Below are 255 nucleotides of genomic sequence, written 5' to 3'. Positions count from 1 at the left end.
ACAACCCCGAAGAGCATGCTCTTCGGTTTGGGCTGTTCCCGTTTCGCTCGCCGCTACTCAGGGAATCGCATTTGCTTTCTCTTCCTCCGGGTACTTAGATGTTTCAGTTCCCCGGGTCTGCCTCACGTTACACTATGTATTCATGTAACATGTCCCATCCCATTACAGATGGTGGGTTCCCCCATTCGGAAATCTTCGGATCAAAGCATACTTACTGCTCCCCGAAGCATATCGCTGTTCGTCGCGTCCTTCATC

The 255-nt window shown here is 51.4% G+C and carries 1 rRNA gene; it reads right to left on the bottom strand.

The features are described from left to right. A 23S ribosomal RNA gene (locus ACZGCQ_RS17020) occupies positions 1 to 255 on the bottom strand; the annotation flags it as partial.

The sequence above is a fragment of the Exiguobacterium sp. HSB13 genome, assembly GCF_056764755.1.
Note: the sequence above shows the minus strand (reverse complement) of the source record. Positions and strands in the feature narration are given on the sequence as shown.